The sequence below is a fragment of the Pantoea sp. ANP04 genome, assembly GCF_041982285.1.
Classification (GTDB): Bacteria; Pseudomonadota; Gammaproteobacteria; order Enterobacterales; family Enterobacteriaceae; genus Pantoea; species Pantoea eucalypti.
Genome location: NZ_JAUTYS010000009.1, coordinates 164217 through 185783, shown reverse-complemented (window position 1 = coordinate 185783; position 21567 = coordinate 164217). Strand labels below are relative to the sequence as shown.

The following is a 21567-nucleotide window of genomic DNA, read 5'->3' as shown; positions in this document are numbered from 1 at the left end:
GTGTCGCACATTCCCCCGGCGAACTCAAGGCCAATGCACATTCATCTGCCTGACACGCCCTGATCTTTTATTTCTGATCCGCCTTTGATGAGCAGGACAGCCCTGCAAAGCGGCGTTAGTGCGATAACGCGCTTTACCAGTGACCCTGTCCGGTTATTGGTGGAGAGTGCAGATACAGGCAGTAAACGCTATTGCTGACCTCCCTGCTGACTGCTGTAAAAAGTGCCGCTGACAGAATTTAACTGCTCTGCACACACATTTATCTCTTTTTCACGCCAGAACGGCATCATTTACTGCATCTGATATTTATTTCTCATCCCCTGGTCTGAAGCGTCAAATCAGTGAATATTGCGGATAATGAATAAAAACACCCACTCAACTGTACATTTGACTTTTTTTCGTGGTTTTTTAAGGTATTCCCGCAAATTGCTCAGCGAAAGAATAGATTTTGTTTTAAACTCATTTGTTACAAGCGGACACATTTGTATACAAGGAGACAGGCATGCATCACACCACACCGCTGATCACTACCATTGTCGGAGCACTGGTTCTGGCATTTCTCCTTGGGATGCTGGCAAATCGCCTGCGAATTTCTCCCCTGGTCGGCTACCTGATAGCTGGCGTGCTGGCCGGTCCCTTTACTCCCGGCTTTGTTGCAGATACGAATCTGGCCCCTGAACTGGCAGAACTCGGCGTTATCCTGCTGATGTTTGGTGTCGGCCTGCACTTCTCGATGAAAGATCTGATGTCGGTAAAGTCGATCGCCATTCCCGGTGCCATCGCACAGATTGCGGTCGCGACGTTACTGGGAATGGGATTATCGTGGACGATGGGATGGTCATGGATGACGGGCCTGGTGTTTGGTCTGTGCCTCTCTACCGCCAGTACCGTGGTGTTACTGCGCGCGTTAGAGGAGCGACAGCTGATCGACAGCCAGCGTGGACAGATAGCGATTGGCTGGTTGATCGTTGAAGATCTGGTGATGGTACTGACGCTGGTGCTGCTGCCTGCGATTGCCGGCATGATGGAACAGGGTAACGCCAGCGCCGGACTGCTGGTCTGGGACCTGCTGTGGACGATTGGCAAAGTCGCCGCCTTTATGGTGCTGATGATGGTGGTGGGACGCCGTGCTGTGCCCTGGATTCTCGCCCGCAGCGCCGCCACTGGCTCACGCGAGCTGTTTACACTGGCGGTGTTAGCACTGGCACTGGGCATCGCCTTTGGTGCGGTTGAATTCTTTGATGTGTCGTTTGCGCTGGGCGCTTTCTTCGCCGGTATGGTGCTGAACGAGTCGGAACTGAGCCACCGCGCTGCGCGCGATACCCTGCCGTTGCGCGATGCGTTTGCCGTACTGTTCTTTGTGTCGGTCGGCATGCTGTTTGACCCGTCGATTCTGATCACGCAGCCGCTGGCGGTGCTGGGCGCGCTGGTCATTATTGTGGTGGGTAAGTCAGTCGCTGCCTGGCTGCTGGTGTCGCTGCTTGGCCATTCGCGTCGTACGGCTCTGACCATTTCGGTCAGCCTGGCGCAGATTGGTGAGTTCGCCTTTATTCTGGCCGGCCTGGGTATCTCACTTGGGCTGCTGAATGATGAGGGCCGCAATCTGGTGCTGGCCGCCGCCATCCTGTCGATTATGCTGAACCCGATTCTGTTTACCCTGCTTGAGCGTTTCCTGGCGAAAACGGAGACAATGGAAGAGCAGACGCTGGAAGAAGCAATTGAAGAAGAGAAGCAGATCCCGGTCGATTTCTGCAATCACGCCGTGATTGTGGGTTATGGTCGTGTTGGCAGCCTGATTGGCCAGAAGCTGCTTGAAGCCAATGTTCCGCTGGTGGTGGTTGAGAATTCCCGCACGCGTGTTGAAGCACTGCGCGAGCAAGGCATCAAAGCCGTGCTGGGAAATGCGGCTCGCGCGGACACCATGGAACTGGCCCGACTCGACTGCGCCCGCTGGCTGTTGCTGACCATCCCGAATGGATATGAGGCGGGAGAAGTGGTCACCGCCGCGCGTGAAAAACATCAGAATATCGAGATTATCGCCCGCGCTCACTATGACGATGAAGTGGAGTACATCATGGAACGTGGCGCCACTCGCGTGGTGATGGGTGAGCGTGAGATTGCCAGCAGTATGCTGCAAATCCTTCAGGATGAGATGACGCAGGGCGAGGATTTACAGGCCTGCGACGTAGTGCGCTGATTAAGTCTGGCCCGTATAGCTGTGATACCGAGACGGCACAGGGAACAGGTTCAGAGCGGAAAGACGCAAAAGCCGTCATCCATGACATGCTCGGCCCGCGCCGTCCTGGCGCGGGACGCTTTCCTCTTCTGACCCTGTTCCCTGCACGTTGAATTAATCAATTGCTGTCAGATTCACCCTCATTTAAGTTTGCAAACTGTCTGCCGCCCTGTGGCGACCCGCTTTACCGATCCCAGTAAGACTCTTCCAGACTGTCTTCCCGCTCCGGCAGGCCGCGGGTTAAACGCGGCGAATGCTGATTCAGCACCTGATAGCTGACACGGTTGGCATACTTACACACCTGCGCCAGCGACGAATAGGTCAGATACGGACGCGCATGTTTGCTGGAGTTAGGCACATTCAGGCTGTGATAGTTATTGGCGGTGATGTCATGCAGTAACGCCGCCAGCGCCCCATCACCGGCACCGTTGGTGTTCATGATCTTTTCCGGTCCACCCATGTAAGGCGCGATGTGCGAGAAAACACGCAGCGGCTGCTGGCAATCCTGCTGGCGCATTACGCGGCTAAACTCGTACTGGTTGAACTCAGCAATCGCACCCGGCAACAGCGGATGATTGGTTTTACGTTTGAACTCGTCTTCGGTGTAGCCCGCCATGTAAAGCCCAATCGGGCCGGCGGTGCAGAGCACCAGATCCACCCAATCCAGCGCCATATTGGAAGCGAGCAGTGGATCGGCTTCGCCGGTCAGCGCCAGCGCTTCCTCTTCATTCATGGCCACGATGCTGACATGATCACGCAGGAAGTCCCGCCAGAACTCAGGATTGTCGCCAATCACATGTTTGGTGCCCAGCGTCAGCACCACCGGCACGTTGTGACGTTTGGCATACTCAATCGCCCGTAACGTCGCCTGCGGCATCGGCTCACCTTCGGCGCAGCGCACCAGGTAAGAGGTCAGTACCAGTGCAGAGGCACCGGCAATCACCTCTTCCAGCACGTTATCCGGCTGCAACTGGTTCATCTGGCCTGGGCTGATAGCAAACGTTCGCTCGCCATGTTCACCAATCAGCGTAAAGCAGCGGCCAATAGCGCCATCGACGCCCTGCAGATAGTTAAGATCGACCCGGCTTGAGGTGTTGCAGAGATAACGATAGGCGTAGCCGCCAATCTGGATGTTATTGCACATAACACCCAGCAGCACCGAGCGGTCATCAGCCAGTACCGAGAAGTTATGCAGCGTGTTACCGATGGTGCCACCGGCAAACTGATGGGTGATCAGCGCTTCGCGCATCAGCTCGTTATAGAGCGCTTCCGCGACGGCATTATCGATGACCAGCGAGTGCCCGGCACTCAGGCCGTAACGCTCAAGAAAAGCGTCATCGACTTTGGCTTCGATATCCACCAGCGTCTGGTCGATACCCACCACCCAGCTGCCGGCATCAACGTCGTGTTGTGCGGGCTGTAACAGGGGATCGCGTGCGCTGACGGGAAAGTAGTGTTTGGATTTGCGTTTGCCGGGAAATTTCATCGGGAGGTGCCGTCTGGAAAAACAGGCGGAGAATGATATCACACTCTCCGCCTGCGCTTTAACGGCGTGCGTCGACCAGTTGCGCCATCATGTCGATATGCGCCTCATCGGCGTTCAGCGCAGGGATATACTCAAACTTCTCACCACCGGCATGCATGAAGATCTCGCCGTTTTCGCCACTGATCTCCTCAAGCGTCTCCAGACAGTCAGAGGAGAAGCCCGGACTCATCACCTGAACATGCCTGATCCCTTTGGCGGGCAGGCTTTCCATGGTTTTGTCGGTGTAAGGCATCAGCCAGGGTTCACGACCAAAACGTGACTGGAAGGTCATCATGTACTGACCGTCACGCAGACCCAGCGCTTTAACCAGGGCCGCAGTGGTATCCGCACAGCGCTGCGGGTAGTCATCGCCTTCGTTGGCAAAACGCTGCGGAATGCCGTGGAACGATAACACCAGCAGATCGGGCTGACCGTGCCGCTCAAATGAGCGCTCCACCGTCGCTTTCAGCGCGGCGATATAGGCCGGATGCTCGGCATAGTCGCGAATAAACTGCACGTCAGGCAGCGAACGGTAATCTTTGAATACGGCGGTCAGACCATCCCACACTGAGGCCACAGTGGAGCAGGAGAATTGCGGGTAGAGTGGCAGCACAATCAGGCGGGTCACGCCCTGCGCCATCAGCTTATCGACTGCACTTTTCAGGCTCGGGTTACCATAGCTCATGCCCAGCTCGACGGGCATATCAACACGGGCCGCCAGGGCATCGCGCTGACGCATGCTGTATACCAGTAGCGGTGATCCCCCTTCCATCCAGACCGATGCGTAGAGTTTAGAGACGCGTGGCGAGCGAAACGGCAGAATGACAGCATTGAGAACCGGCCACCAGAGCCAGCGCGGCGCATCAACCACGCGCGGATCGCCTAAAAATTGTTTCAGATAGCGTTTAACTGCAGGTGTGGTTGGGGCGTCTGGCGTACCTAAATTTACCAATAACACGCCGGGCTTATCTTGCCTCATTGGAGTTCCTTGATGACAGCGGGGATGCGTGAAAACGGGGAAATTGTAGCGGAATTAGTGGGAGGTAAAATCGATTACTGCAAAAGGGGCCAGTAATACCGGCCCCGTTGAGCTTAGCCGAGGATCTTAGCCAGCTCAGCACTCACTTCGGTCACCTTACGGGTCCCGTCGATTTTGTGATAGGCGGTGTTGCCCGCTTCCGCTTCTTTGCTGTAGTAAGCAATCAGTGGCGCGGTCATCTGATGGTATTCCACCAGGCGCTTACGCACGGTCTCTTCCTGATCGTCTTTACGCGTGGTCAGCTCTTCGCCGGTCAGATCATCTTTGCCTTCCACTTTCGGTGGATTAAAGGTGACGTGATAAACGCGGCCAGATGGGGTGTGAACACGACGGCCCACGATGCGTTCAACAATCAGTTCGTCCGGTACGGCAAACTCCAGCACGTGATCAACCTTGATCCCGGCCTCTTTCATTGCATCTGCCTGAGGAATGGTGCGCGGGAAACCGTCCAGCAGGAAACCGTTTTTGCAGTCTTCCTGAGTGATACGCTCTTTGACCAGCGCAATCACCAGCTCATCGGTCACCAGTTTGCCAGCATCCATAATGGCTTTCGCCTGGTTGCCCAGCTCGCTGCCTGCTTTTACTGCTGCACGCAACATGTCGCCGGTGGAGATTTGCGGAATACCGTACTTCTCCATGATGAATTGGGCCTGAGTCCCCTTACCTGCGCCCGGAGCTCCGAGCAGAATAATACGCATTGCGTAAATCCCCTTGCGAATCGCATTGATCTATCTTAGAAGCGGAAGAACATACCATTATGACCCGCTCATCACAAGGAAGGGCGCGGATCGCGCAGGGTGACTTTAGCGGCTTTCTGGCCCTGACCCCGACCCGCCCGGCCTGACTGACGCTTTTTCAGATTTACCACCTGCGCTGAGCAGAAATTGCAGTCGCCGACTCAGATGATGCGTCATATTCACGCTTTTTTTGCCGCTGCCCCGCACGTTAGCATTCAGCTGCAGCCTCGCCAGCTGCGGCCATTTCACCACATCGTCCGCATCTGACAGCGCAGAGATCAGCGAGGCCGGAACATTAAAGCTGGCGAACGGCAAACCAGGCTGATGACAGGAGTTCAGCGGCAGCGGGGATGACAGGGAAAGCGCATCGACGGTGGCAGCATTGTAGGGGCGCCACAGCGGATCGTCGAAGCGGCGCAGCGCCTCGTACGTGGCGTTAAGAGTCAGTCCCTGTTCAAATAGCCGCAGTTCGCTGCGCACCAGCGTACTGAAGTCATGGGTCCGCAACGCTACGAGCACCAGATCGCTGCAGATCTCAGCGTGGCGATCCAGCCGGGTAACAAACAAATGGGATTCATCGATCAGTCTTTGATGCAGCACGCTGGCGAAGCTCTCGCTCGCCTCAGTCACGCCCTGATTCTGGCAATCCTGTAAGGGACGCACGCGGCCATTCGGCAATTCGATATGAGGAACCAGCATAATGCTGCCTGCTATCAGCGGAACCGCTGGCAGGTTACTAAGTTCGGTGATCGGATAACGCGAGGCGTAGCGCTGCTGATTACGTGCCTGCTCCTGACGCAGAAAAAGCTGAGAAAGCAGGACCTGCGCTACATGCAGTGAGGGCGCGAAGAAGAGATCGAATTGCTCCAGCCGGTAAAAGCGTGAGAGCGCCAGGCGTAACCGATGGCGCGCCTCTGCTGACGTTTCAGAGGATAAAGGGCTGTGAGCCATGGTTGTCTCGCTTCATGGAGTGTGCGGCGTGAGCGCAGGTTAAGCGAGGCGGAATATCGCTGAAAAAAACACAGATATAAGGCTGAGTCAACCCGCCAGAATTTGCTTTACAGAGTAGGTCAATGCGGCTGGACTTTAAAATGATATAAATTAACAATCCCTGTTAGGTTTCTGCACAGGAGATAGGGATGAACGGACTGCCACCACTCAGAGCGCTGCACTATTTTCACCAGGCAGCCTTACACAGCAGCTTTAGTGTGGCGGCTGAACATCTGCATGTGACCCACAGCGCCATCAGCCATCAGATTCGCCAGCTGGAGAGCTGGATGGGTAAGCCGCTGTTTGTCCGTAGTCATGGCCGCGTGAAACTGACCGCACACGGCGACCGGCTGCTTCTGAGCTGTCAGCAGGCATTCAGTGAGTTACGCAGCAGCTGCGAGACTATTCGCACCGGCCTGCTTCAGCAAATCCGCGTCTCCTGTGCTCCCAGCTTTTTGTCACAATGGCTGATCCCCCGAATCGCCAGCTTTTACCAACGCTATCCGGAGATTGAAGTTCACTTTCTGCCGCTCGCTGAGATCGCGCAACTGCGCAGCGAACATGTGGATGTACTGATCCTCAGCCATGGCGATCCACCTGAACCCGATTTAGACGCCACGCTGGTCAGCGAGGATGAGATTGGACCGCTTTGCGCACCGCATTTTGCCACGCAACTGCGGGTCGGAGAGGATCTGGTAGCACTGCCTCTGCTCCATGCAGATACCCGACGGCACGCCTGGTCAGAGTGGGCGGTCCAGACCGGAGTCAGGGGTCGCTTTAATAGCGGTAAACATTTTGAGACGCTGTCGCTGGGCATTCAGGCCGCACGAAGTGGTCTGGGTGTTCTGATGGCACCGCGTTTGCTGGTTCGCAAAGAGCTGGAAGATGGCACGCTGATCGCCCCGCTGGGCTTTGTTCCCGTGGAGCGTGCGACCTGGATGATGACGAAGCAGAGCCGTCGTCAGGATACAGAGATCCGTGTGTTTCGTGACTGGCTGCAGGAGGCCGCACAGCCATAAAAAAAGCCGGTGATAATCACCGGCCTTTAGCCGTTATGCCGTCAGCAGCTGGTTCATGCGACGGATAAACTGGTTTGGATCGTCCAGCGTACCGCGCTCTGCCAGCAACGCCTGATCCAGCAGCAGCTCAATCCACTCACCGAAGCGTGTTTCATCCTGCGTATCCGCAACACGTTTCACCAGCGGATGATCCGGGTTGATTTCAAACAGGTACTTCACTTCCGGCACTTCCTGTCCGGCCGCCGCAAACAGCTTCGCCATCTGCGTGGTCATCTCGTTGGCATCGGTAGTCACAATCGCTGGCGTGTCGGTCAGACGATGGGTCAGACGCACCTCTTTCACGCGTTCGCCCAGCAGATTTTTCACACGCTCAACAAATGGCTCCAGCGCTTTTTCCGCTTCTTTCTGCTCTTCGGTCTCTTCATCCGCCAGCTTGCTCAGCGACTCATCCGCTTTGCTGACCGACTGGAAGGTCTTACCGTCGAACTCAGTGAGGTAGCTCATCATCCATTCGTCGATGCGGTCAGAGAGCAGCAGCACCTCGATGCCTTTTTTGCGGAACAGCTCCAGGTGCGGGCTGCTCTTCGCAGCGGCATAGCTGTCAGCAGTGATGTAGTAAATCTTCTCCTGACCTTCCACCATGCGGCTGACGTAATCTTCCAGTGAAATGGTCTGTGCTGAACCTTCGCTCTGGGTGGTGGCGAAGCGCAGCAGTTTCGCAATCGTTTCCTGGTTGGCGTTATCTTCCGCCGGACCCTCTTTCAGCACCAGGCCGAACTCATTCCAGAAGGTCTGGTATTTCTCGTTGTCATCTTTCGCCAGTCTTTCCAGCATCTGCAGAGTACGCTTCGTCAGCGCAGCACGCAGGCTCTGGGTCACGCGGCTATCCTGCAGGATCTCGCGGGAGACGTTGAGCGGCAGATCACTGGAGTCAATCAGACCACGCACAAAGCGCAGGTAGTTCGGCATAAACTGCTCAGCATCGTCCATGATAAAGACGCGCTGCACATAGAGTTTCAGGCCATGTTTCTGATCGCGGTTCCACATATCAAATGGCGCACGCGCCGGAATGTAGAGCAGGCTGGTGTACTCCTGCTTACCTTCCACCCGATTGTGGCTCCAGGCGACCGGGTCGCTGTAGTCATGGGCGATATGTTTGTAGAACTCGTTGTACTCGTCGTCGCTGATCTCAGCTTTGTTGCGGGTCCACAGCGCCTGGGCTTTGTTGATCTTCTCCCAGTGAGTTCCCTCGCCCTCTTCATCTTTGCTCTCGATCTCAACCGGCAGCGCGATGTGATCGGAATATTTACTGATGATGCTGCGAACGCGCCATGCGTCCAGGAACTCATCTTCGCCTTCGCGCAGATGCAGCGTGATCTCAGTACCACGATCGGCTTTCTCGATCTCAGCCAGGGTATATTCGCCCTCGCCCGCAGATTCCCAGAACACACCTTCATCGGCAGATGCGCCCGCAGCGCGGGTACGAACGGTGACTTTATCTGCCACGATAAAGGCAGAGTAGAAGCCCACACCGAACTGACCGATCAGTTGGCTGTCTTTAGCCTGGTCGGAGCCGAGGGATTCCAGGAAGGATTTGGTGCCCGATTTGGCGATAGTGCCGAGGTTCTCAATGACCTCATCGCGACGCATACCGATACCATTGTCGCTGAGCGTGAGGGTACGGTTGTCCTTATCAACAGAGAGACGAACGCGCAGCTCGCCGTCACCTTCATACAGGCTGGAATCTGACAACGCGCGGAAACGCAGTTTGTCTGCCGCATCCGAGGCATTGGAAATCAGCTCACGCAGGAAAATCTCTTTGTTTGAATAGAGAGAATGGATCATCAGGTGCAGAAGTTGTTTTACTTCCGACTGAAAGCCACGGGTCTCTTGTCCTTTCATGGTCATTGCTACCTCAACAAAACAGGTTGAACAAACGTTGTTGAGGTTGATGTGGGGATGACGCGGGGGTTTTCAAGCCGGTGTCTTTCACAACACCGGCAAGTGATTAAAATTTAAACTTCTGTCGACCTGCCAGCGAGTGGGACAGCGTGGTGCCATCGACCATCTCCAGCTCTCCGCCCACCGGCACACCGTGCGCGATACGGCTGGCGTCAACGCCATACTGACCACAGAGTTCCGCAATGTAGTTTGCGGTCGCCTCGCCTTCCACCGTCGGATTGGTCGCGAGGATCACTTCCTGCAGCGTTTCACTCTCCAGTCGCTGTTCCAGACGATCCAGGCCGATATCTGCCGGACCAATGCCGTCGAGCGGCGACAGATGTCCCATCAGCACAAAGTAGCGGCCGCCAAACTGGCCGGTCTGCTCAATGGCGTGAATATCTGCCGGGCTTTCCACTACGCAGATTTGACCATTCTGCTGACGCCGTGGATTGGCGCAGATGGTGCAAATTTCCTGCTCGGTGAATGTCCGGCAATCAGCACAGTGACCAATCTCCGACATCGCCCGGGTCAGCGCCTGCGCCAGGCGCATACCACCGCTGCGATCGCGCTGCAGCAGCTGAAAAGCCATGCGCTGTGCCGATTTCGGCCCAACGCCGGGCAGACAGCGCAGCGACTCCATCAATGATTCAAGCAGTGGACTGGTTTGCATCAGAACGGCATCTTAAAGCCTGGTGGCAGCTGCATACCCGAAGAGACAGACGCCATCTTCTCTTTCTGGGTTTCATCAATGCGACGTGCCGCATCGTTGAACGCCGCAGCGATCAGATCTTCCAGCATATCTTTGTCATCTTCCAGCAGGCTGGGATCGACTTCCACGCGACGGCAGTTGTGCGCGCCGTTAATGGTCACTTTTACCAGGCCAGCACCCGATTCGCCGGTCACTTCAATCGCGGCGATCTCTTCCTGAACCTTGGCCATTTTGTCCTGCATCTGCTGGGCCTGTTTCATCAGGTTGCCCAATCCGCCTTTACCACCAAACATAGTTTTCTCTCTCAGCTAAGGCTACAACGCTATCGTTACGATAGCAGCAGCGTGTTCAAACAGGTCGGATACTCTCCTCATCCAGATCAGCATCGAAAAATCGCTGCAGCGTCTGGATGTGGGTATCACAGGTGATCGACTGACGCGCCTGCGCCAGTTTCTCTTCGTAAATGGCCTGACGCCACTCCAGTGGCGTCAACACCGATGAATTATCGTCTTCAACGACCGAGAGTTCAACTTTCTGCCCGGCACGCTCACTCAGCGCATCGCATAACACCTGCTGCGCCGACGGTGAATTCAGGTGACGCTGACTGCTGCGTAAATGCAGGCAGACCCCGTTTTCGGTGGTCTCTTTCCAGGCATTTAATGCCAGCTGCTGCACCAGTTTTGGCAGCGGCAGGGTCGCAATCTCTGCGGCCCAGGGATCGCGCTGTTGCGCTTCTTCCGCCAGTCGCGCCGCCAGCTCAGGGGTTTTCTCATGCTCCAGCGCAGAACGCAAGGCCTTCGGCGTCGCGACCGGCTCTGCCACTTCAACCTGCTGATTAACGGCTTTCCAGCGGTACGCTTCCTCTTTTACCGGCGCGGCAGGCTCGCGATCGCGGATACGCTGCTGACTGCGCTCGGTAACCGAAGCCAGCCGCTCCAGTGCCGAGTTGGCCGGCCGCGCACCTGGCGCCGCCGGCTCACTCTTTTTTGGTTTGTTCGCTCCCTGACGCAACAACTGCGTGCGCGCCTGGAGGAGCTGGCTGGTGGAGCTTGAAAGTGGCGCTTCAGGTGCCGCATCCGGCGGCGGCGCGGGTTGCGGAGCCGCATCGGGCGCGGCCATCTGCGGCTGAGCGGCAACGTGCTGTTGCGGCGCAGGCATCGGCTGCTGAGGCTGCTGCGCCACAGGTGACGCTGTCTGAGCAGGTGACGCTGTGGCGGGCTGTGCTGCCGTGTGTCGTGCTGAAGGCGAAGGCCCGGAAGGTGCCGGTGCCGTCTGCGCCGGCGCGACAGGTGCCATCTGCTGGGTTAGCGCGGGACGGGCAATCGGTTCTGCCACCGCCGCTTTGGGGTGGAACGCCAGTGCGCGCAGCAGCGTCATCTCCACGCCCATGCGGCGATCGGGCGCAATCGGCAGATCTTTGCGGCCCATCAACAGCGTCTGATAATAGAGTTGCAGATCGGCGGGTGGCACCACGCGAGCCAGTTCGCGCAGTCGCAGAGCGTTGCTCTCGTCATCATCGCTGAGCGAAGCCGGCAGCAGTTGCACCATTGCAATCTGGTGCAGCAGGCGCAGCATCTCCACCAGCAACGCCTCCCATTCCACACCGCGTGAAGCCGCCTGGCTCAGCAGTGTCATGACCTGCTGACCGTCACCGTCCACCAGCGCTTCCAGTAGCCCAAGCGGCTGTTCATCATCCAGCGTGCCGAGCATGACGCTGACCGTGCTGCTGGTCACCGCGCCCTGCCCCATGGCAATCGCCTGATCGGTGAGGCTCAGCGCATCGCGCATACTGCCATCGGCGGCGCGCGCCAGCAGCTGAAGCGCCCGGGTTTCGCTCTCAATCTGTTCCTGCTTCAGCACATGCTCGAGCTGCTGGCGGATTTGATCAACATCCAGCGCTTTGAGATGGAACTGCAGGCAACGCGAAAGAATCGTCACCGGCAGTTTCTGCGGATCGGTAGTCGCCAGCAGAAACTTAACGTGTGAAGGCGGCTCTTCCAGCGTCTTTAACAGCGCATTGAAGCTGTGACGCGACAGCATATGCACTTCATCAATCAGATAGACTTTGAAGCGTCCACGGGCCGGGGCGTACTGCACGTTGTCGAGCAGATCGCGGGTGTCTTCAACCTTGGTACGCGATGCGGCGTCAATCTCGATCAGATCGACAAAGCGGCCCTGCTCAATTTCACGGCAGTTATCACACTGACCACAGGGCGTGGCGGTGATACCGGTTTCGCAGTTAAGGCCTTTGGCCAGCAGACGCGCAATGGTGGTTTTCCCCACGCCGCGGGTGCCGGAGAAGAGATAAGCATGATGGATGCGTCCCAGAGACAATCCATTCGCCAGCGCCGTCAGAACATGTTCCTGACCGACAACATCAGCAAAAGCCTGGGGACGCCATTTTCGCGCAAGTACCTGATAGCTCATGTGGATTCGACGAAGTTGGATGGAAAGATGAGCGCAGACGCTCTGCAACCCCTGTATAAGATTGCAGTAGTCTATCAGCTACGCTTTTGGCTGGCACTCGTTATCTTGACGCCAGAGGCGTGACGGCCTCGCCGGGTGGCAAGGCCGAAAGAGTGGCTTAGTGGCCGGGGAATTTGACCAGGCTGTAACTCTCAACGCCCAGGGCATTGAGACGCGATTCACCGGTCAGATCGAACAGGTTAATAATGAAAGCCGCGTCTTTCACTTCACCGCCTGCACGACGGATCAGTTTAACGGTCGCTTCAATGGTCCCACCGGTCGCCAGCAGGTCATCAACCACCAGCACCAGATCGCCCGGCTGGATGGCATCTTTGTGCAATTCCAGCTGATCGGTGCCATATTCCAGCTCATAAGCTTCACTGTAAACCTCACGCGGCAGTTTGCCGGGCTTACGCACCGGAACAAAACCGACGCCGAGGCCTAATGCCACCGGGGCACCAAACAGGAAACCGCGCGCTTCCGTACCCACCACTTTAGTGATGCCTTTATTACGGTAACGCTCAACCAGCAGCGCAATCGACGCGGCATAGGCTTTGGGATCTTCCAGCAGGCTGGTGACATCGCGGAACAGGATGCCTGGCTTAGGATAATCGGGAATACTTTTAATGCTGTTTTTAATGAATTCAAGCTGCTGCGCAGTGTCGGTCATAATGATACGCCTGGTAAAAAATTCTGTTTCGCGCAGCTTCAAAAGCGCTAATACCTGGTAAAAGGCTCAGCGGAAGTCAATTCACAAAGGGAAGCCACGCACGAAGACGCCCAAATCTAAGCAAATGACCGGCTAAATGCAACTTTATCGCGGCGACTTGGGTGCGTCCGCTGCTTCTGCCACCACCGGAATACGCCACATAAACAGCAGCAGCGCCGCCAGCATGATCAGCAGCATGATGCGTACCCAGAGCTGATGCACCAGGAAAAGCGAAAGACTAAATGTTGCGACTATCAGGCAGATAGCACGGACTTTGGCGCCCGGCGGCATTGCGCGATGCTGTTGCCAGTGACGCAAATAGCGGCCAAATGGCGATTTCCACAGCAGCCAGTGATGGAAGCGCGGCGATGACCGCGCAAAACACCAGGCCGCAAGCAGCATGAATGGCGTGGTAGGTAATAAAGGTAATACAATGCCCAGCGTCCCCAGCACAATCGCCAGCCAGCCGAGGGTTAATAACAGAATGCGTTGCATGAATCCCGCCCAGCACTTTCCTCATCCGACTACGTTAGCACAACAGGACGTCACGCGATGAGTGCGATCGCTTTGCAACAGCGCCTGCAACAGCTTCTGATCGACCTGCGTCAGGAGATTGCGCGTCATCCGGATGGTGAGTGCCGTATGCCACGCTTTGACTCGCAGCTTTTTCACACCAAAGGCACGCGGCTGGCAGATTACCTGCTGGAAGTGGAACAGAATTTCGCCCGACTGTGCGACAGCGTCAACGATCTGGCGCGCAGTGCCTGGCTGGCTGAACACCTGGTGGATCAGATTGCTGCCCTGCAACGCGAGGCGAGTACCCAAAAGCTGCGTACCCAACGTGAACAGCCGGTTAAGAACCCACGCGCCTCAAAATATCAGGAGTACCGTGAATTTGAACGGCGCTTACTGGCGATGATCGATCAGCGTGAACAGCGGCTGGCACTGGCCGAAACGCTGGCGGTCCAGCGTCAGCTGAAGCAGGATCTGGAAACACTAGAGGGAAGACTGGCGCGCTGCCGTCAGGCGATTCGCTCTGTCGAATGGGGCGCTTCCCTGCGCGGCGGCGAGCACAGCGAATAAAGCGCAGCGTGAGAAAAGCGCTTCTATACTGAGTGCAATTCTGCCTGGAGACGAACAATGGGTTTACTGAGCTGGCTAATTTGCGGGCTACTGCTGGGCCTGTTAAAGCGTCTGCTGATACCGGGTCGGCCCGGTGGCCTGATGGCGACCCTGACGCTGTCGATGATCGGCGCACTGATCGGCGGCTATATCGCCGCCTATTTTGAACTGGGCTCGCTGGCAACGCTGCATGCTGGCGCCCTGGGCATAGCGATTGTCGGCGCGGTAGTGATGCTGCTGGTCGCGGCCCGATTACGTATTTAGGAGACAAGATGTCACTGGAAAACGCCCCTGACGACGTCAAACTGGCTGTTGATCTGATTCAGCTACTGGAAGAGCATCAATTGCCGGTTGAGACCGTGCTCTCCGCACTGGCTATGGTGCAGCGCGATTTCGAGAACAAGCGCGATAGCCAGCCGACCTAACAGGACGCCGTCAGCGTCGGACTGAGGCGCAGCATATCGATAAAGGCGTTGGTCAGAACGGGTGCGTCTGCGGCTAAATCAAAACTGTCCGGCGAAAACAGCCAGCTTTCCATCATACCGTTGACGTAACCGCGCATAATCAGGGCAGCCTGACGCGTGCTGAGAGTGCCCGGAAGTTGTCCGGCGTCAATGCACTGGCGCAGGACATCTTCAATTTTATCGTAGCATTCCAGCAGTAAGCTTTGTTGCATATTCTTCAGTGCTGACATTTCGCCCACAAACTCGCATTTATGGAAAATGATCTCCATCAACGCGCGTCGCTGTGGATCCTTTGCAGTCGCTTCAAAGATATAGACCAGCATTGCGCGCAACACAGAGAGTGGATCGCCAGGGTATTTTGTCTGATACTCAAGTTCCACATCGTCCAGACCCGCATCACAACGAAGCCATATTTCGTGTAATACATCGGCTTTGTTTTTGAAATGCCAGTAGATTGCCCCGCGCGTAACGCTGGCTGCGGTGGCGATATCTGCCAGTGAGGTGGCTGAGACGCCCTGCTGCGAAAAGAGAACAATAGCGGCATCAAGAATTTGATGCCGTGTTTCAAGTGCTTGCGCTTTGGTTTTTCGTGCCATAGTGGGCTTTTTTTACAAACAGGTAAGTTTACATACATTTGTGAATGTATGTACCATAGCATGACCTGCGCCTTGCCACAGCAATGGGTTTTTCAGTTTGTGATCCATTGACCAATTGATACCGGACACTAGAGGTTTATTTATGAATAAAATCAGAGGATTATCGCCTCTGGCGGCCGCCCTGATGCTATCAGGCAGCTTTTTGTTAACAGGATGTGACAACAATAAATCCGAACAAGCCGCCCAGCAGCAACCGCCAGCCGTAGGTGTTGTTACACTGAAAACGGAACCCCTTAAGATTTCAACTGAATTACCAGGCCGCACCTCGGCATACCGTGTGGCTGAAGTCCGTCCGCAGGTGTCCGGTATTATTCTGAAGCGTAACTTTATTGAAGGAAGCGACGTTAAAGCAGGTCAGTCTCTCTATCAGATCGATCCGGCTACCTATCAGGCAGCCTATGACAGCGCCAAAGGTGATTTAACGCAGGCGCAGGCTAACGCACATATCGCTCAGCTGACCGTCAAACGTTATAAACCTCTGCTCGGCACCAAATATATCAGTCAGCAGGATTATGACACCGCTGTTGCTACAGCCGCGCAAAACGAGGCTGCAGTTCAGGTAGCAAAAGCCAATGTCGAAACGGCCCGCATTAATCTGGCTTACACCAAAGTCACCTCGCCTATCAGTGGCCGCATCGGTAAATCGTCGGTAACGGAAGGTGCGCTGGTACAAAGCGCACAAACCACCGCACTGGCCACCGTGCAGCAACTTGATCCCATGTATGTCGACGTCACCCAGTCGAGCGAAGATTTTATGCGCTTACGTTCAGAACTGGAGTCGGGTCAGCTGAAGCAGAGCGAGGGCAAAGCCAACGTGACACTGCTGATGCAGAACGGCAGCAGCTATCCACAGCCTGGTACGCTGGAGTTCTCTGACGTCACCGTTGATGAAACCACCGGTTCTATCACCCTGCGCGCCATTGTCCCGAACCCGAACCATACCCTGTTACCGGGCATGTTTGTTCGTGCGCGTCTGGATGAAGGCACCAATCCTGATGCATTGCTGGTTCCGCAACAGGCGGTAACCCGTACCCCAACGGGTCAGGCAACGGTCATGGTCGTGGGTGCAGATAACAAAGTTGAAGCGCGTCAGGTCACCACCTCTCAGGCGATTGGCGACAAATGGTTAGTCACTGACGGTGTTAAAGCGGGTGAACGTGTGATCAGCACCGGTCTGCAGCGTGCCAAGCCGGGCGCACAGGTGACCCCACAAGAAGTCTCAGACGATGCGAAAGCGGCACCCGATTCAAAGCCGCAGTCTGACAAGTCACCGTCATAACAGGAGCCGTTGATTCATGGCTAAGTTCTTTATCGATCGACCCATCTTTGCGTGGGTGCTTGCCATCATCATCATGCTGGTCGGTGCGCTGTCGATTCTCAAACTTCCGATCGAGCAATATCCCAATGTTGCCCCGCCGGCGATTGAGATTCAGGCCACCTACCCTGGTGCGGATGCTAAAACGCTGCAGGACTCGGTGACCCAGGTTATCGAACAAAACATGAACGGTATCGATGGACTGATGTATATGTCCTCGAGCAGCGACTCGTCCGGTACGCTGACCCTGACCATCTCCTTTGAGTCGGGTACAGATGCAGATATCGCGCAGGTTCAGGTGCAGAACAAACTGCAGCTGGCGACGCCGCTGCTGCCGCAGGAAGTGCAGCAACAGGGGATTCAGGTTAAGAAATCGTCCAGTAGCTTCCTGATGGTTGCGGGCTTCATCAGCGACGATGACAACATGACGCAGAATGACATTTCTGACTTTATTTCGTCATCAATCAAAGATCCGATCAGCCGTACCAAAGGCGTGGGTGATACCCAGGTATTTGGTGCGCAGTACGCGATGCGTATCTGGATGGATCCGCACAAGCTGAACAACTACAACCTGACGCCGGTTGATGTGATCAGTGCGCTGAACACTCAGAACACCCAGGTCGCTGCCGGTCAGTTAGGTGGTACGCCGCCGGTGCCAGGACAGCAGCTCAACGCCTCAATCATTGCGCAAACCCGTCTGACCTCAACGGATGAGTTCGGCAAAATCCTGCTCAAAGTGAACGAAGATGGTTCTCAGGTTCGTCTGCGTGATGTGGCAAGGATTGAACTCGGTGCAGAAAACTACGAAATCGTTGCCCGTTATAATGGCAAGCCTGCGTCCGGTATCGGTATCAAGCTGGCCACCGGTGCGAATGCGCTGGATACCGCCAATGCGGTGAAAGAAGAACTGGCCAAATTACAGCCGACCTTCCCGGCCGGATTGAAAGTGGTCTATCCGTATGACACCACACCTTTCGTTAAGATCTCGATTTTCGAAGTGGTGAAAACGCTGATCGAAGCGATTGTGCTGGTGTTCCTGGTGATGTATCTGTTTCTGCAGAACTTCCGCGCCACGCTCATTCCGACTATCGCTGTGCCCGTGGTACTGCTGGGTACGTTTGCCGTTATCAACGCATTTGGTTATTCGATAAACACCCTGACGATGTTCGGGATGGTGCTGGCCATCGGCTTGCTGGTGGATGACGCCATCGTGGTGGTTGAGAACGTTGAGCGCGTGATGGCGGAAGAAGGATTACCGCCAAAAGAAGCAACGAAGCGTTCAATGGAGCAGATTCAGGGCGCACTTGTCGGTATCGCGCTGGTACTGGCCGCTGTATTTATTCCGATGGCGTTCTTTGGTGGCTCGACCGGCGTTATCTATCGCCAGTTCTCCATTACTATCGTTTCGGCGATGGCGCTATCGGTGCTGGTCGCCTTTATTCTGACGCCGGCACTCTGTGCCACCATGCTGAAACCGATCAAAAAAGGCGATCACGGGAAAACCACCGGTTTCTTCGGCTGGTTCAACCGTATATTCGACAAAAGCACCAGTCACTATGTGGATGGTGTCGGCCACATGGTTCGCAGTACGGGTCGCTACATGCTGATCTATCTGGTCATCGTGGTCGGAATGGCGTTTCTGTTTATGCGACTGCCCTCTTCATTCTTACCGGAAGAGGATCAGGGTCTGCTGCTGGCTCAGGCGCAGCTGCCTGCAGGCGCAACGCAGGAGCGTACTCAGAAAGTGCTGGATCAGGTCACGGACTACTTCCTGACGCAGGAGAAAGACACGGTTAAATCGGTGTTCACCGTTAACGGCTTCGGCTTTGCTGGTCGTGGACAGAATACCGGTATCGCCTTCGTCAGTCTCAAGCCGTGGGATGAGCGTACCGGCGCAGACATGAAAGTTCCGGCGATTGCTGGCCGCGCCATGAAGGCGCTGGGCGCAATCAAAGATGCGATGGTCATTCCGTTCAACCTGCCCGCTATCATTGAACTGGGTAACGCGACTGGCTTCGATTTTGAGCTCATCGATCAGAATAACCTGGGTCACGATAAGCTGACGGAAGCGCGTAATCAGCTGTTTGGTATGATTGCACAGCATCCTGATACGCTGGTTGGCGTGCGCCCGAACGGTATGGAAGATACACCGCAGTACAAGCTGACCATCGATCAGGAAAAAGCGCAGGCACTGGGCGTATCACTCAGTGATATCAACACTACGCTGGCGGCTTCCTGGGGTGGCTCTTACGTGAACGACTTCATTGACCGCGGTCGTGTGAAAAAAGTTTACGTGATGGGTAAAGCGGACTCCCGCATGTTGCCGGACGACATTGGTAAATGGTTCGTGCGCAACAGCAGTGGAACCATGGTGCCCTTCTCTGCCTTCTCGTCAGCGAAATGGCAGTATGGTTCACCGCGCCTTGAGCGTTACAACGGCCTGCCTGCGATGGAAATCCTGGGACAGGCAGCTCCCGGTAAAAGTTCGGGTGCGGCAATGGATCTGATGGAAGAGCTGGCGGCGAAACTGCCTGCCGGTATCGGCTATGACTGGACTGGCATGTCCTATCAGGAACGCTTGTCCGGTAATCAGGCCCCTGCGCTCTATGCTATCTCGCTGATTGTGGTCTTCCTGTGTCTCGCCGCACTGTACGAGAGCTGGTCGATTCCCTTCTCGGTTATGCTGGTTGTCCCGCTCGGGGTCATTGGTGCACTGCTCTTTACCACTCTGCGTGGCTTAAGCAATGACGTCTACTTTGTTGTCGGGTTACTGACCACCATCGGCCTGTCGACCAAGAACGCCATCCTTATTGTCGAATTTGCTAAAGATTTGATGGATAAAGAGGGCAAAGGGCTGATTGAAGCTGCGCTGGAAGCGTGTCGTATGCGTCTGCGTCCTATCCTGATGACGTCACTGGCGTTTATTCTCGGGGTGCTGCCGCTGGCGATCAGTACCGGTGCTGGCTCCGGTTCGCAGAACGCGGTAGGTACAGGCGTAATCGGTGGTATGGTTACCGCGACCATCCTGGCGATCTTCTTTGTGCCGGTGTTCTTTGTGGTGGTACGCCGCCGCTTTGGCAAGAAAAAAGAAGAATCAGCGAACAGTCATCCGGTTGAACATAACCAGACTCACTAAGCTGTAAATCATCTGAGGCCGCGCAAGCGGCCTTTTTTATGCCTGCGATTCCACCCTCCTTCTCTCCTGCCACTTCACCTGAACCAGCGCTACGACAGTTGCAATCTCGAAAGGTGCGGCGCATAATAATGTTATATTATAACATTACATAGGCGTGCATTATGAAAGCGAATATTCATCCTCACTATCGTCACGTGGTCTTCCATGACACATCCGCGGATGTGTGGTTCAAAATCGGATCCACCATTAAAACCGATCGCACAGTTGAGTTCGAAGGCGAAACACTGCCCTACGTCACTCTGGACGTGTCATCCGCCTCGCATGTTTTCTACACCGGCAAACAGAAAGATTTTGCTAAAGAAGGCAGCACCGCACGCTTTAACCAGCGTTTCGGTTCTTTCCTGGCCGCAAAGAAGAGGTAACTCATGAAGGTATTAAGCTCTCTGCGCTCCGCCAAAAATCGCCATCGGGATTGCAAAGTGGTGCGCAGGAAAGGACGTGTTTACGTCATCTGTAAAACAAATCCACGCTTTAAGGCTGTACAGGGAAGGAAGAAGAAACGCTAGTTTGTGTCGTGATGACTGGCCGGGCTCGCCCGGCCTTTTTTATGCCTATTGCATACTCTTCAGCATCGCATTCACGTTATGTTTAAAGGCCGCCTGATAAGTCGCCGCCGGGCCAGAAGCCGTGGATAACGCTTCCGGATAGAGCTCACCACCTGGCTCAGCACCGGTCGCGCTGGCTATCTGTTTCACTAACCGCGGGTCCGTCTGATTCTCGATGAAATAGCGGTTAATGTGCTGCTGTTTGAGCTGGTTGATTAAGCTCCCCACGTTGCTGGCACTCGCTTCTGCTTCAGTAGAGAATCCGACGGGTGCCAGAAACGTTACGCCATATCGCTGTCCAAAGTAACCAAACGCATCGTGACTGGTAAGCACTTTACGTTTGTCGACTGGAATAGCATCAAAGGCCGTTTTTGCCCAGCTATCCAGCGCCTGCAGTTGCTGTATGTAATTCTGCCCACGCTTGCGGATTGCTGGCGCGTCTTCAGGGTCGGCTTTGACCAGCGCATTCATCACGTTGGTCGCGTAGATAACGCCGTTCTGCATGCTGTTCCAGGCGTGTGGATCGGTCACCGTTTTGCCCTCCTCCTCCATGCTGCGGGTAGTCACACCCGTTGAAGCGACCACGGGCTGCCCGCGATATCCCGACGCGCTGACCAGGCGATCCATCCACCCTTCCAGCCCCAGTCCGCTGACAAACACCAGATCGGCCTTCGCCAGCGCCTGGCTGTCCTGTGGCGTCGGTTCAAACGTATGGGGATCGCCATTCGGTCCCACCAGACTTTTTACGTTGACATGATCGCCGCCGACCTGTTTGACGATATCTGCCAGCACAGTAAAACTGGCCACGACATCCACCGTTTTTGCCATTGCAAATGGCGTGGCAAACAGCGCAGCGAGCGCCAGGCTAACCGGTAATTTTTTCATAGATACCCCT

21 protein-coding genes and 1 other annotated feature are annotated in these 21567 nt (G+C 55.5%); of the genes, 9 read left to right on the top strand and 12 right to left on the bottom strand.

The window, feature by feature from the left end:
* Positions 1-502 precede the first annotated feature (502 nt).
* Positions 503-2197: a YbaL family putative K(+) efflux transporter gene (gene ybaL / locus Q7C21_RS13980; protein WP_110411604.1), complete on the top strand. Its 1695-nt coding sequence runs from the start codon at positions 503-505 to the stop codon at positions 2195-2197.
* Positions 2198-2420: 223 nt separating this feature from the next.
* Here ybaL and Q7C21_RS13975 read toward each other — a convergent pair whose 3' ends face one another.
* From Q7C21_RS13975 to Q7C21_RS13960, 4 genes are all read right to left on the bottom strand, one after another.
* Positions 2421-3722, bottom strand: coding sequence for an inosine/guanosine kinase (locus tag Q7C21_RS13975; RefSeq protein ID WP_375150796.1), 1302 nt, complete (start codon positions 3720-3722; stop codon positions 2421-2423).
* A 58-nt stretch (positions 3723-3780) separates the two neighbouring features.
* Entirely contained in the window at positions 3781-4740 is a 960-nt protein-coding gene (hemH, locus tag Q7C21_RS13970; protein WP_003850410.1) for a ferrochelatase, read from the bottom strand.
* Between the two features lie 113 nt (positions 4741-4853).
* A complete protein-coding gene (gene adk, locus Q7C21_RS13965; protein WP_003850412.1) occupies positions 4854-5498 on the bottom strand; it encodes an adenylate kinase in 645 nt (214 codons plus the stop codon).
* 105 nt (positions 5499-5603) lie between these two features.
* The gene (locus tag Q7C21_RS13960; protein ID WP_003850414.1) at positions 5604-6488 is read right to left on the bottom strand and encodes a DUF6024 family protein; all 885 of its coding nucleotides are present in this window, start codon (positions 6486-6488) and stop codon (positions 5604-5606) included.
* Positions 6489-6676: 188 nt separating this feature from the next.
* Here Q7C21_RS13960 and Q7C21_RS13955 point away from each other — a divergent pair, with 188 nt between their 5' ends.
* The gene (locus tag Q7C21_RS13955) at positions 6677-7546 is read left to right on the top strand and encodes a LysR substrate-binding domain-containing protein (protein WP_003850416.1); all 870 of its coding nucleotides are present in this window, start codon (positions 6677-6679) and stop codon (positions 7544-7546) included.
* 33 nt (positions 7547-7579) lie between these two features.
* On the opposite strand, the gene htpG is transcribed toward Q7C21_RS13955, so the two are convergent.
* The 6 genes from htpG to Q7C21_RS13925 form a co-directional block, all read right to left on the bottom strand.
* Entirely contained in the window at positions 7580-9454 is a 1875-nt protein-coding gene (gene htpG / locus Q7C21_RS13950) for a molecular chaperone HtpG (protein ID WP_003850418.1), read from the bottom strand.
* A gap of 100 nt (positions 9455-9554) precedes the next feature.
* Positions 9555-10160 carry a recombination mediator RecR gene (gene recR, locus Q7C21_RS13945; protein ID WP_003850420.1) on the bottom strand — a complete coding sequence of 202 codons (606 nt, stop codon included), beginning with the start codon at positions 10158-10160 and terminating at the stop codon, positions 9555-9557.
* Entirely contained in the window at positions 10160-10492 is a 333-nt protein-coding gene (locus tag Q7C21_RS13940; protein WP_003850423.1) for a YbaB/EbfC family nucleoid-associated protein, read from the bottom strand. Before Q7C21_RS13940 ends, recR begins: the two co-directional genes overlap by 1 nt.
* A gap of 55 nt (positions 10493-10547) precedes the next feature.
* Positions 10548-12626, bottom strand: coding sequence for a DNA polymerase III subunit gamma/tau (dnaX, locus tag Q7C21_RS13935; protein ID WP_375150795.1), 2079 nt, complete (start codon positions 12624-12626; stop codon positions 10548-10550).
* Positions 11145-11206, bottom strand: a sequence feature (DnaX frameshifting element). (Overlaps the previous gene by 62 nt.)
* Positions 12627-12783: 157 nt before the next feature.
* Entirely contained in the window at positions 12784-13335 is a 552-nt protein-coding gene (apt, locus tag Q7C21_RS13930; protein ID WP_008924915.1) for an adenine phosphoribosyltransferase, read from the bottom strand.
* A gap of 144 nt (positions 13336-13479) precedes the next feature.
* Complete coding sequence (locus Q7C21_RS13925) at positions 13480-13869, bottom strand: DUF454 family protein (RefSeq protein WP_003850431.1); 390 nt, start codon at positions 13867-13869, stop codon at positions 13480-13482.
* A 57-nt stretch (positions 13870-13926) separates the two neighbouring features.
* Between Q7C21_RS13925 and priC the strand changes: the two genes are divergently transcribed.
* The 3 genes from priC to rsmS are packed head-to-tail and all read left to right on the top strand — an operon-like array spanning position 13927 to position 14921.
* Entirely contained in the window at positions 13927-14457 is a 531-nt protein-coding gene (gene priC / locus Q7C21_RS13920; RefSeq protein ID WP_003850432.1) for a primosomal replication protein PriC, read from the top strand.
* Between the two features lie 57 nt (positions 14458-14514).
* Complete coding sequence (locus Q7C21_RS13915; RefSeq protein ID WP_003850434.1) at positions 14515-14760, top strand: hypothetical protein; 246 nt, start codon at positions 14515-14517, stop codon at positions 14758-14760.
* Between the two features lie 8 nt (positions 14761-14768).
* Positions 14769-14921 carry a pleiotropic regulatory protein RsmS gene (gene rsmS, locus Q7C21_RS13910; protein ID WP_003850436.1) on the top strand — a complete coding sequence of 51 codons (153 nt, stop codon included), beginning with the start codon at positions 14769-14771 and terminating at the stop codon, positions 14919-14921.
* Here rsmS and acrR read toward each other — a convergent pair.
* Positions 14918-15556, bottom strand: coding sequence for a multidrug efflux transporter transcriptional repressor AcrR (acrR, locus tag Q7C21_RS13905; RefSeq protein WP_003850439.1), 639 nt, complete (start codon positions 15554-15556; stop codon positions 14918-14920). The two genes, rsmS and acrR, sit on opposite strands and share 4 nt — an antisense overlap.
* 142 nt (positions 15557-15698) lie before the next feature.
* Here acrR and Q7C21_RS13900 point away from each other — a divergent pair, with 142 nt between their 5' ends.
* The 4 genes from Q7C21_RS13900 (at position 15699) to ykgO (ending at position 20633) form a co-directional block, all read left to right on the top strand.
* Positions 15699-16895 (top strand): efflux RND transporter periplasmic adaptor subunit, encoded by a 1197-nt coding sequence (locus Q7C21_RS13900; RefSeq protein ID WP_078804162.1) that lies wholly within the window; start codon positions 15699-15701, stop codon positions 16893-16895.
* 16 nt (positions 16896-16911) lie between these two features.
* Positions 16912-20067 (top strand): multidrug efflux RND transporter permease subunit AcrB, encoded by a 3156-nt coding sequence (locus tag Q7C21_RS13895; RefSeq protein WP_003850443.1) that lies wholly within the window; start codon positions 16912-16914, stop codon positions 20065-20067.
* Positions 20068-20228: 161 nt separating this feature from the next.
* A complete protein-coding gene (locus Q7C21_RS13890; RefSeq protein WP_008924911.1) occupies positions 20229-20489 on the top strand; it encodes a type B 50S ribosomal protein L31 in 261 nt (86 codons plus the stop codon).
* Positions 20490-20492: 3 nt separating this feature from the next.
* Positions 20493-20633 (top strand): type B 50S ribosomal protein L36, encoded by a 141-nt coding sequence (gene ykgO / locus Q7C21_RS13885; RefSeq protein ID WP_003850445.1) that lies wholly within the window; start codon positions 20493-20495, stop codon positions 20631-20633.
* Positions 20634-20678: 45 nt separating this feature from the next.
* On the opposite strand, the gene Q7C21_RS13880 is transcribed toward ykgO, so the two are convergent.
* A complete protein-coding gene (locus tag Q7C21_RS13880; protein ID WP_003850447.1) occupies positions 20679-21557 on the bottom strand; it encodes a metal ABC transporter substrate-binding protein in 879 nt (292 codons plus the stop codon).
* Positions 21558-21567 lie beyond the last annotated feature (10 nt).

What these genes read in the sequence shown, in the direction of transcription:
- Q7C21_RS13895 (WP_003850443.1), top strand. Translation starts at nt 16,912, where the DNA reads ATGGCTAAGTTCTTTATCGATCGACCCATCTTTGCGTGGGTGCTTGCC.
- Q7C21_RS13975 (WP_375150796.1), bottom strand. Translation starts at nt 3,722, where the DNA reads ATGAAATTTCCCGGCAAACGCAAATCCAAACACTACTTTCCCGTCAGC.
- htpG (WP_003850418.1), bottom strand. Translation starts at nt 9,454, where the DNA reads ATGACCATGAAAGGACAAGAGACCCGTGGCTTTCAGTCGGAAGTAAAA.
- ybaL (WP_110411604.1), top strand. Translation starts at nt 503, where the DNA reads ATGCATCACACCACACCGCTGATCACTACCATTGTCGGAGCACTGGTT.
- acrR (WP_003850439.1), bottom strand. Translation starts at nt 15,556, where the DNA reads ATGGCACGAAAAACCAAAGCGCAAGCACTTGAAACACGGCATCAAATT.
- Q7C21_RS13915 (WP_003850434.1), top strand. Translation starts at nt 14,515, where the DNA reads ATGGGTTTACTGAGCTGGCTAATTTGCGGGCTACTGCTGGGCCTGTTA.
- adk (WP_003850412.1), bottom strand. Translation starts at nt 5,498, where the DNA reads ATGCGTATTATTCTGCTCGGAGCTCCGGGCGCAGGTAAGGGGACTCAG.
- ykgO (WP_003850445.1), top strand. Translation starts at nt 20,493, where the DNA reads ATGAAGGTATTAAGCTCTCTGCGCTCCGCCAAAAATCGCCATCGGGAT.
- rsmS (WP_003850436.1), top strand. Translation starts at nt 14,769, where the DNA reads ATGTCACTGGAAAACGCCCCTGACGACGTCAAACTGGCTGTTGATCTG.
- Q7C21_RS13925 (WP_003850431.1), bottom strand. Translation starts at nt 13,869, where the DNA reads ATGCAACGCATTCTGTTATTAACCCTCGGCTGGCTGGCGATTGTGCTG.
- Q7C21_RS13940 (WP_003850423.1), bottom strand. Translation starts at nt 10,492, where the DNA reads ATGTTTGGTGGTAAAGGCGGATTGGGCAACCTGATGAAACAGGCCCAG.
- Q7C21_RS13960 (WP_003850414.1), bottom strand. Translation starts at nt 6,488, where the DNA reads ATGGCTCACAGCCCTTTATCCTCTGAAACGTCAGCAGAGGCGCGCCAT.
- apt (WP_008924915.1), bottom strand. Translation starts at nt 13,335, where the DNA reads ATGACCGACACTGCGCAGCAGCTTGAATTCATTAAAAACAGCATTAAA.
- Q7C21_RS13955 (WP_003850416.1), top strand. Translation starts at nt 6,677, where the DNA reads ATGAACGGACTGCCACCACTCAGAGCGCTGCACTATTTTCACCAGGCA.
- priC (WP_003850432.1), top strand. Translation starts at nt 13,927, where the DNA reads ATGAGTGCGATCGCTTTGCAACAGCGCCTGCAACAGCTTCTGATCGAC.
- Q7C21_RS13900 (WP_078804162.1), top strand. Translation starts at nt 15,699, where the DNA reads ATGAATAAAATCAGAGGATTATCGCCTCTGGCGGCCGCCCTGATGCTA.
- Q7C21_RS13890 (WP_008924911.1), top strand. Translation starts at nt 20,229, where the DNA reads ATGAAAGCGAATATTCATCCTCACTATCGTCACGTGGTCTTCCATGAC.
- hemH (WP_003850410.1), bottom strand. Translation starts at nt 4,740, where the DNA reads ATGAGGCAAGATAAGCCCGGCGTGTTATTGGTAAATTTAGGTACGCCA.
- Q7C21_RS13880 (WP_003850447.1), bottom strand. Translation starts at nt 21,557, where the DNA reads ATGAAAAAATTACCGGTTAGCCTGGCGCTCGCTGCGCTGTTTGCCACG.
- recR (WP_003850420.1), bottom strand. Translation starts at nt 10,160, where the DNA reads ATGCAAACCAGTCCACTGCTTGAATCATTGATGGAGTCGCTGCGCTGT.
- dnaX (WP_375150795.1), bottom strand. Translation starts at nt 12,626, where the DNA reads ATGAGCTATCAGGTACTTGCGCGAAAATGGCGTCCCCAGGCTTTTGCT.